The 13,249-nt window shown below is 39.0% G+C and carries 15 protein-coding genes; 1 reads left to right on the top strand and 14 read right to left on the bottom strand.

Features of this window, described 5'->3' with window-relative positions:
* Positions 1–127: 127 nt before the first annotated feature.
* From fsa to CKW02_RS18165, 3 genes are all read right to left on the bottom strand, one after another.
* Positions 128–766, bottom strand: coding sequence for a fructose-6-phosphate aldolase (gene fsa, locus CKW02_RS18155; RefSeq protein WP_003215343.1), 639 nt, complete (start codon positions 764–766; stop codon positions 128–130).
* A 112-nt stretch (positions 767–878) separates the two neighbouring features.
* The gene (locus CKW02_RS18160) at positions 879–1,736 is read right to left on the bottom strand and encodes a class II fructose-bisphosphate aldolase (RefSeq protein ID WP_003214879.1); all 858 of its coding nucleotides are present in this window, start codon (positions 1,734–1,736) and stop codon (positions 879–881) included.
* 178 nt (positions 1,737–1,914) lie between these two features.
* Positions 1,915–2,289, bottom strand: a complete 375-nt coding sequence (locus tag CKW02_RS18165; protein WP_003214681.1) for a response regulator — start codon at positions 2,287–2,289, stop codon at positions 1,915–1,917.
* 180 nt (positions 2,290–2,469) lie between these two features.
* Between CKW02_RS18165 and CKW02_RS18170 the strand changes: the two genes are divergently transcribed.
* Positions 2,470–3,000, top strand: coding sequence for a DUF2529 domain-containing protein (locus CKW02_RS18170; protein ID WP_003214877.1), 531 nt, complete (start codon positions 2,470–2,472; stop codon positions 2,998–3,000).
* Between the two features lie 42 nt (positions 3,001–3,042).
* Here the strand turns inward: CKW02_RS18170 and pyrG are convergent, their stop codons facing one another.
* From pyrG to CKW02_RS18225, 11 genes are all read right to left on the bottom strand, one after another.
* Entirely contained in the window at positions 3,043–4,650 is a 1,608-nt protein-coding gene (gene pyrG / locus CKW02_RS18175) for a glutamine hydrolyzing CTP synthase (RefSeq protein ID WP_003215143.1), read from the bottom strand.
* Positions 4,651–4,888: 238 nt separating this feature from the next.
* Positions 4,889–5,428, bottom strand: a complete 540-nt coding sequence (rpoE, locus tag CKW02_RS18180) for a DNA-directed RNA polymerase subunit delta (RefSeq protein ID WP_003214586.1) — start codon at positions 5,426–5,428, stop codon at positions 4,889–4,891.
* Positions 5,429–5,920: 492 nt separating this feature from the next.
* Positions 5,921–6,424: a hypothetical protein gene (locus CKW02_RS18185; RefSeq protein ID WP_003215181.1), complete on the bottom strand. Its 504-nt coding sequence runs from the start codon at positions 6,422–6,424 to the stop codon at positions 5,921–5,923.
* Complete coding sequence (locus tag CKW02_RS18190) at positions 6,403–7,017, bottom strand: ATP-binding cassette domain-containing protein (RefSeq protein WP_003214918.1); 615 nt, start codon at positions 7,015–7,017, stop codon at positions 6,403–6,405. Before CKW02_RS18190 ends, CKW02_RS18185 begins: the two co-directional genes overlap by 22 nt.
* Positions 7,018–7,047: 30 nt before the next feature.
* Complete coding sequence (locus tag CKW02_RS18195; protein ID WP_003214631.1) at positions 7,048–7,578, bottom strand: stage II sporulation protein M; 531 nt, start codon at positions 7,576–7,578, stop codon at positions 7,048–7,050.
* 13 nt (positions 7,579–7,591) lie between these two features.
* A complete protein-coding gene (locus tag CKW02_RS20515) occupies positions 7,592–8,038 on the bottom strand; it encodes a hypothetical protein (RefSeq protein WP_223250666.1) in 447 nt (148 codons plus the stop codon).
* 695 nt (positions 8,039–8,733) lie between these two features.
* The gene (locus tag CKW02_RS18205; protein WP_003215153.1) at positions 8,734–8,913 is read right to left on the bottom strand and encodes a hypothetical protein; all 180 of its coding nucleotides are present in this window, start codon (positions 8,911–8,913) and stop codon (positions 8,734–8,736) included.
* A gap of 158 nt (positions 8,914–9,071) precedes the next feature.
* The gene (locus CKW02_RS18210) at positions 9,072–9,362 is read right to left on the bottom strand and encodes an uberolysin/carnocyclin family circular bacteriocin (RefSeq protein ID WP_003214902.1); all 291 of its coding nucleotides are present in this window, start codon (positions 9,360–9,362) and stop codon (positions 9,072–9,074) included.
* Positions 9,363–10,434: 1,072 nt separating this feature from the next.
* Entirely contained in the window at positions 10,435–10,626 is a 192-nt protein-coding gene (locus tag CKW02_RS18215; RefSeq protein ID WP_034620267.1) for a hypothetical protein, read from the bottom strand.
* A 351-nt stretch (positions 10,627–10,977) separates the two neighbouring features.
* The gene (locus CKW02_RS18220; protein ID WP_003214991.1) at positions 10,978–12,120 is read right to left on the bottom strand and encodes an acyl-CoA dehydrogenase; all 1,143 of its coding nucleotides are present in this window, start codon (positions 12,118–12,120) and stop codon (positions 10,978–10,980) included.
* A gap of 16 nt (positions 12,121–12,136) precedes the next feature.
* Positions 12,137–13,249, bottom strand: a complete 1,113-nt coding sequence (locus CKW02_RS18225) for an acyl-CoA dehydrogenase family protein (RefSeq protein WP_003215244.1) — start codon at positions 13,247–13,249, stop codon at positions 12,137–12,139.

The following is a 13,249-nucleotide window of genomic DNA, read 5'->3' on the forward strand; positions in this document are numbered from 1 at the left end:
ATTTGTCGGAAGAAAAATAATCGAAGCTTTGCGAGGCTGTGATGTTCTCTTCTTTGCACAAAACATTTCTTAGCGTTTTTAAGGAAAACTGCGGCAAACAGGAGACAATCCCGCCTGCCACAATCACTTATTTATTCCAATCTGCTAAAAATTGCTCAATGCCCGCATCCGTTAATGGGTGTTTCGTCAGCTGCTTGATGACTTTCAGCGGCATTGTGCCGATATGAGCACCTCTAAGTGCAGCTTCTGTCACGTGCTGCGGATGACGAATGGATGCAGCAATGATTTGTGTATCTAAGCCATGAACATCAAAAATGGTTTTCACTTCGCTGATGAGATCGAGACCATTTTGGCCAATGTCATCTAAGCGGCCGAGGAATGGAGAGACATACGTCGCACCAGCTCTAGCTGCAAGAAGTGCCTGGTTTGCACTAAAAATCAAAGTGACGTTTGTTTTGATTCCAAGGTCTGTTAACGCTTTGACAGCTTTAAGACCATCTGTTGTCATTGGGATTTTAACCGTGATATTTGGTGCGATGGCAGCAAGCTCTTTTCCTTCTTCAATCATTTCTTCTGCTTTGAGGGAAATGACTTCCGCACTGACAGAACCTGATACCACGTCAGTGATTTCGCGAAGACGGTCGTGGAATGATACGTCCTTTTCTTTCGCTACTAAACTAGGGTTTGTTGTGACGCCTGCTAAAATGCCAAGCTCGTGCGCCTCTTTGATGTCTGCGATATTCGCTGTATCTACGAAAAATAACATAACCGTGCCACTCTCCTATCAATAAATTGTCTGAAATGTAAATTTTGATTGCGCTTTCTCAAGATATGGAGAAAACCGCCTGTGACTCAGGCGGCTTTCGGTTCTCATCAAATTATGCTTGGTTAGAAGAACCAAATTCACGCATTTTGCCGATAACAGTCGCTTTAATTGCGTCACGAGCTGGTCCAAGATATTTACGTGGATCATACTCTTCTGTTTTTGCAGCAAGTGTTTCGCGTACTGCTTTCGCAGAAGCAATTTGGTTTTCAGTGTTTACATTGATTTTAGCTGTACCAAGTGAAATTGAGCGCTTGATGTCAGCAGTTGGGATACCTGTTCCGCCATGAAGAACAAGTGGAAGACCTGTCATTTTACCAATTTCTTCCATTTCAGTGAAACCAAGGTTTGGTTCACCTTTGTATGGACCATGTACTGAACCTAATGCAGGTGCAAGGCAGTCAATGCCAGTGCGTTCTACAAGCTCTTGGCACTCTTTTGGATCAGCATAAATAACGCCCTCAGCGATGACGTCGTCTTCTTGTCCGCCAACAGTTCCAAGCTCAGCTTCTACAGATACACCGTGGAAATGTGCAAGCTCAACTACTTTCGCAGTTGTTGCTACGTTCTCATCGAATGGATGGTGAGAAGCGTCGATCATGACAGAAGTAAATCCTGCATGGATTGCTTTTGCACAAGATTCAAAGCTTGAACCGTGATCTAAATGAATCGCAACAGGAACTGTTACATTATATTCTTCGATTAACGCTTTAACCATTGCGACAACTGTTTTGAAGCCGCCCATGTAGCGTCCTGCTCCTTCAGATACTCCTAAGATAACTGGAGATTTCTCTTCTTCAGCAGCTTGTAAAATCGCTTGCGTGAATTCTAAATTATTTAAGTTAAACTGTCCAACAGCGTAACCTTTTTCCTTTGCGTCTTTCAACATTTCTGTCATTGAAACTAAAGGCATGATGAAAAATCCTCCCTATGTAGCTAATTTGCTTACTAAAAAAAGCTCTCCACCCTAGCATGACCAGAATTTCTCGCCATATGTAAACTTTCAAAGTCAGATCGCTTTCTTCTTCTTATCTAGGATACCAATTATTCGACAAATCGGCAACAGAATGACTCGATTCAATCATTTCCAACTACCCATTTGTTTCGAGCGGCAAGTATTCTTTGACAGCATCTCGGATCTCATCAATATCAAAAGGTTTCGCAAAATGCGTCAAAGCACCGAGTTCTTTGGATTCTTGGATCATGTCTAATTCCCCATAGGCTGTCATAATGATGACACGGATGTCTTCATCAATTAATTTCATGCGTTTTAAAATTTCAATTCCATCCATTCCGGGAATCTTCATATCAAGCAGCACAAGATTTGGTCTATGATTTTTCACAATATCTAACGCCTGAAGTCCATTGGCTGCTTGGAAGGTTTGATAGCCTTCTTTATGAAACACTTCATTCAATAATATTCTAATACCATATTGATCATCGACAATTAAAATTTTCTCATTCATCTGTTACACCCCATTGCTTTCATTTTTCGCCATAAAAAGAGCTGTTGTTAAATAATTCTGTTTGATTTTCACATTTCCTTTATTTATAATAGTTTACTTTACGACATTTTCTGAGCATTTTTCCTAATATTCTCTTTATATTCTATTATAAAATGATCTGACCGAAGGAGGAAATCAGTCTTGTTAAAAATTTTCACGACCCAGTTATCAGGTATTTTTTCACGTATTGGAGAAAAGCAGGCTGAAGCGATCGAGGATGGTGCACGCCTTCTTGCACAAGCCATTGTCAGTGGACATGCTGTTTATTTTCACGGGAAGAATGAACTGGCTGCTGTAGCCCTAGAGGCAACTGAAAGCAAGGAGCCATTTCCAGGTGCGAAAGTGCTGCCGCTTGATCAAATGGAGCGCAGCTTGCTTCATCCAAGCGATAGAGTGCTGCTATTTTATTCAGACCCAGAAGAAGAGGAGATTCAATCTCTTGTAAAAGAACTGCACGCGCAAGGGACGCCCGTTGTTGGTGTCGGGCCGGCACAAAAGGAGTCGTCCATGATTGAAGAGCTTTGTGATGTCCATATTGATTTTCAGCTCAAGAAACCGCTTGTGCCTGCTGATGACGGAACAAGGTTCGGTTATCCTGCTTTAATGACATGCTTATACGTCTACCACGCTCTATCGTTTACTGTGAAAGAAATCGTTGAGGAATATGAATAAAAAAACTGCCGAGAAGATGATATTCTCGGCAGTTTTTTTGTTTTATTTTGATTCAGATGCTTGCAGTGAAGCACCAACGAAATCTCTAAATAATGGCTGAGGTCTTGTCGGTCTTGAGACGAATTCTGGGTGGAATTGAGAAGCAAGGAACCAAGGGTGATCCTTCAGCTCGATAATTTCAACAAGACGTCCGTCTGGGCTTGTACCAGAGAAGACAAATCCTGCAGCTTCCATTTGCTGTCTGAATTCATTATTAAACTCATAGCGATGGCGGTGGCGTTCGTAGACCACTTCATCGTTGTATGCAGCAAATGCTTTGGAGTCTTCATTTAATTTACATGGATACAGACCAAGACGAAGTGTTCCGCCTAAATCATCTACATCCTTCTGTTCTGGAAGAAGGTCAATAATTGGGAATGCTGTTTCAGGATCAATTTCCGCTGAATGAGCTCCTTCAAGGCCAAGTACGTTTCGTGCATATTCGATTGACGCAACTTGCATTCCTAAGCAAATTCCGAAGAATGGCACTTTGTTTTCACGGGCATATTGTGTAGCAATAATTTTCCCTTCCACTCCGCGGTCTCCGAAGCCTCCAGGAACGATGATGCCATCGACATCTTGCGCGAAATCAGCCATATTTTCTGCTGTCACTTCTTCTGCATTGATCCATTTGATTTGAACGTCTGCATCAAAGGCATAACCAGCATGGCGAAGTGATTCAACGACAGAAATGTATGCATCTTGCAATTCAACATATTTTCCTACTAGACCAATTGTGACTTGTTTTGAGAGGTTTTGCACTTTATCGACTAGCGCTGTCCACTCCGTCATGTCTGCATCTTGGCAATCAAGTTTCATATGTTCACATACAAGCTTGTCTAGTCCTTGTTTTTGTAAATCAAGCGGAATAGAGTACAGCGTGTCTGCATCCTGACATTCGATAACAGCTTTTGTATCAATATCACAGAATAACGCAATTTTGTCCTTCATGTCCTGGGTCATTGGCATTTCAGTTCTGACCACAATAACGTTTGGCTGAATACCAAGGCTGCGAAGTTCTTTGACACTATGCTGTGTTGGTTTTGTTTTCAGTTCACCTGCTGCTCGGATGTAAGGAACAAGGGTACAATGAATGTACATGACGTTTTCACGGCCAATGTCACTCTTCATTTGACGAATCGCTTCAAGGAAAGGAAGGGATTCGATGTCTCCTACTGTTCCGCCGATTTCTGTGATGACCACATCTGCACCTGTTTCTTTTCCGGCACGGTACACGCGGTCTTTAATTTCATTTGTAATATGGGGAATAACCTGTACAGTTCCGCCTAAATAGTCGCCGCGGCGCTCTTTCTTCAAAACAGTAGAGTAGATTTTACCTGTTGTGACGTTGCTGTACTTATTTAAGTTAATATCAATGAAGCGCTCATAGTGACCTAAATCAAGGTCTGTTTCAGCACCGTCATCTGTGACGAAAACCTCACCGTGCTGATATGGACTCATCGTCCCTGGGTCTACGTTGATATATGGATCGAATTTTTGAATGGTGACATCCATCCCTCTATTTTTCAGAAGGCGGCCTAACGAGGCAGCCGTGATCCCTTTTCCAAGTGAGGAAACAACTCCTCCTGTTACAAAAATATACTTTGTCATTTCGTATGCTCCTCTCTTTTTTACCCTTGCATGACTAGACATGCACAGCTTCATCCTTTTTAGAGTGTATCCCTAAATCTCTTGAAAAATAAGAAAGCTCCCTTTCAAATAAATGAAAGGGAGCGTAAATGAACGTATCTTTACGTACTCTTTTTAGAGAGCCCAAAATACATACTACATAGTTCGCTCTCGAAAGTCAAGACGGTTTTGTCCTGTTTTGAGGACCGGTTTATGAGGGTTATTTCTCTTCCTCTTTATCGTCTAAATCGTCTTCGTCAATTTCTGTTAAGCCGTCATCATCTTCGTCATCATCTTCGTCGAATTCTTCTATATCTTCCTCAATTTCCTCATCATCGTCTAGGTCGAGATCATCGTCGTCTTCAACAAGATCAAGGTCTTCTTCAAGCTCTTCGATTTCCTCTTCCTCTTCAATTTCATCGAAGTCTTCTTCAACGACAGCTGCTTTTGTTTTTTTCTTTTTCGCTTTTGTTTTCACAGCTGGCTGAACTTCTTCTTCGATTTGATCAACTGGATACCAGCTGCGAAGTCCCCATCTCTGATCACCTAACGAAATAAAGCGGCCATCTATATTTAAGTCTGTATAAAATTGAGCAAGGCGATCATCAAGATCAGATTTTTGTATTCCTTGTAAACGGACCATTTCATCTATTAACTCGGAAAACGTAATCGGTGTTTTGCTGTCTCTGAAAATTTCATAAGCAAGTTCAACTAAAGACATGTGCTTGAGCTGCTCCTGTGAGTATTCTTTCAAACTCAAGGTCAGACACTCCCTTTCTATTACATGTATGTATCCATTTATCAGTGAAATAATAAGTGTTTATCCCTTATTTTTACGACAAACCATACCTCTCATTATAAACAAATTAGGGGAGTTTATGCCACCTTTAATCATGTTAATTTTTGATTTTTTCTCAAGGGGAGCAACTAATGGTTCATCATTTAGGTGAAATGGGTCTAGCTTTTGTGTCCGGCCTGCATTTTGTAAACCGTTTTATTCATTCCAAACGAAAAAATGGGAACAATCAGAGGCAGCAATGGTGAATGAATAAATTTTGGCTATCATTCGAACGAAGTGATTGTCCATTTTTTATAAAGCGTATAAAAAGGTACACGCCAACGGGTTCAGTTGACGTGTACCTTTAATGAAAAAAATTGTATAACACCTTTTTTCTCAAGTAACCTTGAATTCAGTTTTTATGCGAATACCGTTACTTTTTTTCGCAAGAGTTCATGCTCTATTTATTATTCATTACAGTACAGCGACTATTTCTTTTCCTAAGGAAATGAAAGCATCTATAATAAATGGTGCCGCAAAGAGAATCGAAGCTTTCCAGTTCGCTTTTTTGTATTGAAAAAAGAACAAGATCAACACTGCTCCTATGAGTGCCGTGAAGAGGTACAGCCATAAGCTTTGTATTTGCAAGATCCCCATACATATTACATTAATAAACATAATGATAATCTTAGGAATTAGAGCATAAAACAAATGACCCTTAACCTCTGGAGCAAAGATGATTAATAGGAATTTTGCGATGAGATACTGAACTAATAGGCTGATGGTGGTTAGAATTGTTGTAATGACAACAATTAGATTCAGCATCGTTTCATAGGACATATCCTCTAACATAGCTCTTAAATCATCTAGTTGCGAAATGTAGCCATTCAGCTCAATAGCAAAAGTAACGAAATAATAATTGGCCATAATAAAAATGACCAATGATATCAATGATGTTATTCTTGGACGTTGTTCCATAATAACCTCCCATCCCCTATACTCATAATGCTTGAATGATCGTTTAAGCGTTTATTCACCATGCTATGGGAAACATATATGATGGTTGAAATTTTTTTAATAGAGAGATTCACTAGCCTCTCAGATAGCATCTCTATACTCTCTGAATCTAGAGATGACATGGTTTCATCAATTAGAATGGTTTCCCAATCTTTTACGAATAATAAAGATAATCCTACCTTCGCTTTCATACCCGTAGATGCTCTGCTATACGAACCATCTAGGTTACCATCAAAAAAATCATTCACTTTCCCCATTTGTTCTTCAGTCGGCACAATTTTAAACGTATTCCACAGAATCTCTAGGTTTTCTCTAATTGTAAATGGGTGAATGCCAATAGGATCCACATTTAAATAAAGAGTCGATTCTTTGTTTGCCTCAATATTTCCAGAGTATCTCTTATCTAAACCAGCTATCATTTTAAGGAGAGTGCTTTTACCTGCACCATTTCTCCCCACTAAATGAAAGAGACCTGTTGGAATTGAAAAATTCACTTTATCTAGTATGATATTGTTTTTGAACTTCTTCGTACATTCTACAAATTCTAATCCCACTTGAATCCCCTTCTCTGTCGTATAGAGTCTTCAATAAAACCATCTATGATTGATAATGATAGAAAATAATAAAGAATCATACCCTTCAATAAAAGCAGCTATTATTAGGATGACTAACGATAGTAGATAATAAGGAATCATTTTTTTCATGACACCTAAAGCAGCTTTAATTGATTTCGTATAAATTAGTGTGAAAAGCACATACTGGCTGATTCCTTGATAAAACAACATATTTGGAAATTCTAATAGCCCATGAGGAATTAGTTTACCTAAAGCTTCTTGTGCTCCTAGCGTTCTAAAACCCATCGTAATGACGAAGGACGAACCTCCAAAATCCATTATTTGAAATAACGGCGACAACAAGAAACCCAGTAAATACATTGCAAAGTTCGTTAAGTTATGTGTCAGGACTACAGACATAAATTCCTGGCCCGAAGTTGGTGGTGCGGCTTCAAATAAATCTTTGTTGACTATATTCCCTAGATAAATCCCTGTACCTATCAGCAATATACAGTAGATAGAGTAGTACCACAGAAAATACTTCAATCTTTTATGTATCATTTTCCTCCTCTTTTCATGAAGTAATCGTGAAAATAGTAATGCATATGAGTAATAAAATAGGCAAGGACAGCTTCAATAACTTATGTTCATAATCGTTGATTAATAGTTCTGTTTTTCTGAAATATACGACCCCAATAAAGATGATTAAAGGCAACGATAACGTATTTTTAAGAATAATTGAGATATCGGACGTGTTGATCATTACTCCGACTATTCCACACACACTGACAAAAATCAGTACAAGACATAGTAAATATATCGTACTGGATTTAAATCTCTCGTACGGACTCACAATCAAAGAGGATTGCAACGTCTCGATTCTTGCCCTATCAAGCACAATCTCTTCCTTTTTCGACCCTATTAAGATTTCTAAGATCGTAATAAAGTTTATATAGACTAAAATGAGCGCAGGCAGATTTTCTATTTTCGTTAAAAAGGATTGGGCGAAATAAGTAAGCATTGATACTAAGGCACCTATTAAAATGATCAATATTTTATTACTAGTGATATATGACAAAAATAAATACAGAATATTTCCAGACCTATATTGCTTATTCGCACTTTTTAGGAAGGAAAGTCCAGTTGTCAAAGGTATTCTATGAGAATTACTTATGTAAATGTAAATAAGAAGAGACTGTACTATTTGCAGTATCATCACTGCTTCAAAAACGGATGTTATGATATACCAAAATTGCAACAAAAGGAGTATTCTGTTGATGATATTGAATAGACCTGACAATAATTGAGATGCAAAAGAAAGCATCACGACAATAAGTGCTAGTATCATAATGAAATATTGATTTTCTACTAACAAAAAGGTTAAAGCGATGAAACAAGCCAAAAGTAATTGAACTGAATATCCTTTTTTAATCGTAAAGAATAAATGTTTCAACAACAATTGTTTAGAGACAAAGACCACTCCTGGCTGCTGTCTTCTATACGGTAATACACAACGATTAATATTAGCTGTAGCTACAATGTATATTGAAATAAAAACAAAGCTGTTTAGGTAAGTGCCGGGAATCTCACCCCGATAGAAAATCAACGCTACCATCACAATGAAAGAAAAAAGAATCATCCCAATATAATTGAGGTACCCCATTATACTTTGATCATATATTTTAAATAGTTTATTTGTTTTATGCATAAGTCATTTTAAAAAGCAGCAGCCTTGGCTTTTCCTTGTTTTTTAAGTACAACCAAAATAGCAGCGGCAGTCCCAGTACTAACACCTAGATTGGCTACTATCAAAGAACCATTTCTAACAACTAAAGATGCCATTGTAACTGCAAATAACAATAGTGAGAATGAGCCAAGATTTTTTGCTTTTATCATAAAATTTCCTCCTAATTAATGTTTTATTACAAGCCGGATGGGCATAAAACGTTAAATTAGTTTTTAAGTCACTATCTATTAAACGTTGTTTCATCTGATACAATACACTTTTGGAAAAAAAATCATCTCAATAAAGATTGAGATGATTTTTTTTTAGATTAAAAAGCAGCAGCTTTTGCTTTTCCTTCTTTTTTAAGAATAGCCAAGATAGCAGCAGCTACACCTGAACTAATTGTGCCTACGCCAGTGAAAACACCAACGATTGTAATGACAGTTGCTACTGAGGACCAAGTATCTAAGAAATTCACTACTGTTGCCGCAGTTGCAGTACTAACACCCAGATTTGCTGCAATCAAAGAACCATTACCAATCACTAAAGCTACTAATGTTACCGCAAGAAGTGACAGCGATAATAAAGCATAAAACTTAGAATCTGTTGCTTTCGTCATAATATGACCTCCTTCGATTATTTACTACTTCTTTAGTCTAGCAAGAAGTAAATTACATTTCAATATTTTTTTGGAAAATTTGTAATATTTATTTAATTAACGGTATTTGTAATCAGTTTTTATCAGAATTTACGTTCATTTTCCATTTTTACCGGGCACTTATGTAATAGCATAAAATGCTCTGATTCATTTAAATCTAGTCAGAATTTCTGATAAACACTATCAAAAAATCAATTCGTTTCAAATCTTCAATGCCTTCTTTTTAGAGACAGGTAAACTTTTATGATGAATTTTTTTAAGAGATGCTCGTTTCCTGTAGTACTTTGATTATTACTGAGATATTCTTCAACAATCGGAGCTCACCTTCGTTAAAGACAGAGACCAAGTTCAAAAAATCACTGAAAGATCATGTTATAGATGTGGAAAAAGAGTTGATTTTATTTTGAATTCAAGAGAAATGATGAATAGAATGGGAAGTAAGTTATACACATTGACCCTAAGGAGAGAAGAACCGTATCCTGTATTAGGGAGCGATTCATTTTTGGAAATATATCAGTATCTTTATACATTTCAGTTCCTATCATAGCTTTTGAAAAATTGTAACATTTAGAAAATGTGATAAACATACTATTTCTCTAAAACACAACATAAGTCCCTATAAATCGGAGTCGAAAAAGAAGAAAATGGATTAAATTACCTAGTTAAATTGAATCAATTTCCTCAATTCCAAAAAAATCGAGACACTCATATTGAGTTGTCTCGACTTCGATTTGATATCAAAATAGATACCCATTATTCAAATCTTTGAACGTATGATGAAAAATAATGGCTGCTTTTTGCATGAATCGTCTGTATAGTCATTTCTGTATTTTCTTTAGATCCAGATATTCGGGCAAAAAAAGCATTGCTCCTTTATGTAGGCAGAATCATAACCATCACGTTAGAAATGAGGCTGAACCCTGACATTTCTGCAAAGTCTAAACACATTAGTGAATGAGATGAACTTGTTATCTAGTTCTCAAGCATTGAAATATGCTTTCATAACGATACACTTTTATCGTTTATTTTAAGGCTAGAGATTCTGAAGTAATGAGATGACTACTGCTATGGTCAATATGATGCCTGCAAGCATTAAAACAATTAATTTTCTACGGCTATTTTCTTTTTCATTGTGATCTTTCTTTGAAGACTTCGAAAGTTCTGCGGAAACCATGATCCATATCACCAAAGTCACAATTGCTAAAATGGTAGTAGTTGTGGTCATAATAACCTCCCATATTTTTATTTTCTTAATTTTAACATAATGCTAATATAATATGGATCGATACTGGAAATCATCTTAAATTCAGGAAAACCTGACTATTACCTTGTATGTGGGTTATAGCTATATCGTTCTTGAGGTCTAATTCTTTAGTAGGTATATTGCCAATTCACATGTACCAATACTCACTACTTCACCAGTTACAAATCACTCATACGTTAAAGCTGTTTCCTGTTGCCGACACTATCCTTTTACAATCCTAAAATAAAAAAACTTTGGATGATGCTAGTGATTAATGCTTCATGAACCAAACCAAAACAGACCACCTCACATCAGGTGGTCTTTGCTTTGTTTCTACATATCTAGCAGTTTGCGTGAGATGACTAGGCGCTGGATTTCCTGTGTGCCTTCATAAATTTGGGTGATTTTTGCATCACGCATGTATCGTTCGACTGGGTAATCCTTTGTATAGCCGTAGCCGCCGAAGATTTGGACGGCTTCTGTTGTTACCTTCATGGCTGTATCTCCAGCAAAGAGCTTGGACATAGCTGATTCCTTTCCATACGGGAGCGCTTTCGTTTCGAGCCATGCTGCCTGATAAGTGAGCAGCCTAGATGCTTCAATTGCGGTTGCCATATCTGCGAGCTTAAAAGCAATTCCTTGATGCTGAATGATTGGTTTGCCGAATTGCTTTCGCTCCTTCGCATAATCGACTGCCGCATCAAGAGCGCCTTGTGCAATCCCAACAGCCTGTGCAGCAATACCGTTTCTTCCGCCATCGAGGGTCATCATAGCTATTTTAAAGCCTTCTCCTTCTTGTCCGAGCCGGTTTCTTTCATGAATCCGGCAATCTTCAAATCGAATTTCAGTCGTTGGCGATGAGCGAATGCCAAGTTTGCTTTCCTTTTTGCCGACCGAGAAACCCGGTGTCTCTTTTTCTACAATAAAGGCGGTCGTATTTCGAGATGTAGCTTCTTGGTCTGTCACAGCAAACACAATATAATAATCTGCAATGCCTCCATTTGTAATAAAGATTTTAGCACCGTTCAGGACGTATTCACTGCCTGCTTTTACTGCCGTTGTCTTCATTCCGCCGGCATCTGAACCCGAACCGCTCTCAGTGAGTGCATATGCCCCTACCTTCTGTCCTTCTGCAAGCGGCTTTAAATAGGTCTCTTTTTGTTCATCTGTTCCGAAAGTATAGATAGGCCACGAGGCGAGAGAGGTGTGGGCGGAGAGGGTGACGCCTGTAGAGGCGCACACTCTTGAAAGCTCCTCCACTGCGATGACGTAGGCTAAATAATCACTTCCGATCCCGCCTACCTCTTCCGGCCAAGGAATGCCCGTTAAACCGAGCTCCGCCATTTGGCGAAAAATAGCTGGATCATACGTTTCTGTCTCGTCCCGCTCTGCTGCTGTTGGCTCTACTTCATTTTTCGCAAAATCCCTCACCATTTTTTGAATCATTTCATGTTCATCACTTAATTGAAACTGCATCATGAGCCACCTCGTTTCATATTAGCTGTTTACAAATGACCAGCCTTTGAATTTCACTTGTTCCTTCATAGATCTCACAAACTTTCGCATCACGAAAGTAACGTTCTGCTTGATAGCGATTCGTATAACCGTCCATGCCGAGTAAATGGATCGCTTCTGTACTGATCTCAACCGCCGTTTTTGACGCAAATAGCTTTGCCATGGATGCTTCCTTTGTCACCGGACGATTCGCCTCTTTATAAAAAGCCGCTTGATAGACTAATAGTTTGGCAGCTTCAAGCTTCGCTGCCAAATCACCCAGCCGAATGGTCGTTTCTAGACCTGCCGGGTGCTGCTTTAAATACGTCACCGCTTCGGTTAATGCGGCTTCAGCTATACCGAGGCTTTGAGCCGCGATACCGATTCTCCCCGCATTTAAACTAGACATGGCTATGTGAAAGCCCTCTCCTTCTGCACCGAGCAGCTGCTGTTTTTGAATCCGCACATCATCAAAATGAAGCGTGACAGTTTTTGACCCATGGAGCCCCATCTTTTTCTCATCTTTTCCGATCGTAAATCCTGGTGTATCTTTCTCAACAATGAATGCCGATATATTTTTTTTCGCAGAAGCAGGATCTGTCACGGCAAAGACAAGATACAGTTCTGCTTCCCCGCCGCTTGTGATAAACATTTTTGTACCATTTAACACATAATGGTCGCCCGCCCGCTCTGCTCTTAACTGAATACTGGAGGCATCTGAGCCTGCCTTCGGTTCAGTCAGGCAAAATGCTCCCAGTTTCTGCCCGGATGCAAGCAGCGGAACATAGGATTCTTTTTGCTCATTCGTTCCAAAAGCCAAAATAGGCATCGTCACAACAGATGTATGAACGGACACAATGACACCGATGGTCGCACTCACTTTGGATAATTCATGAATGGCGATGATATACGTTGTAAAATCTGCTCCTAAGCCTTGATACGAAGCTGGTATTGGAATCCCCAGAAAGCCTTGTCGTCCCATTTCTCCTAAAAGTGTTCTTGGGAACTGACCTTGTTCCATGGCTTCCACTTCAGGGAATATACGCTGTCTTGCAAATACTGCTGCCTGTTCTCTCCAGAGTCGCTGTTGATCCGTAAGCAAAACATCCAT

This window comes from Bacillus pumilus (assembly GCF_900186955.1).
GTDB classification, from domain to species: Bacteria; Bacillota; Bacilli; order Bacillales; family Bacillaceae; genus Bacillus; species Bacillus pumilus.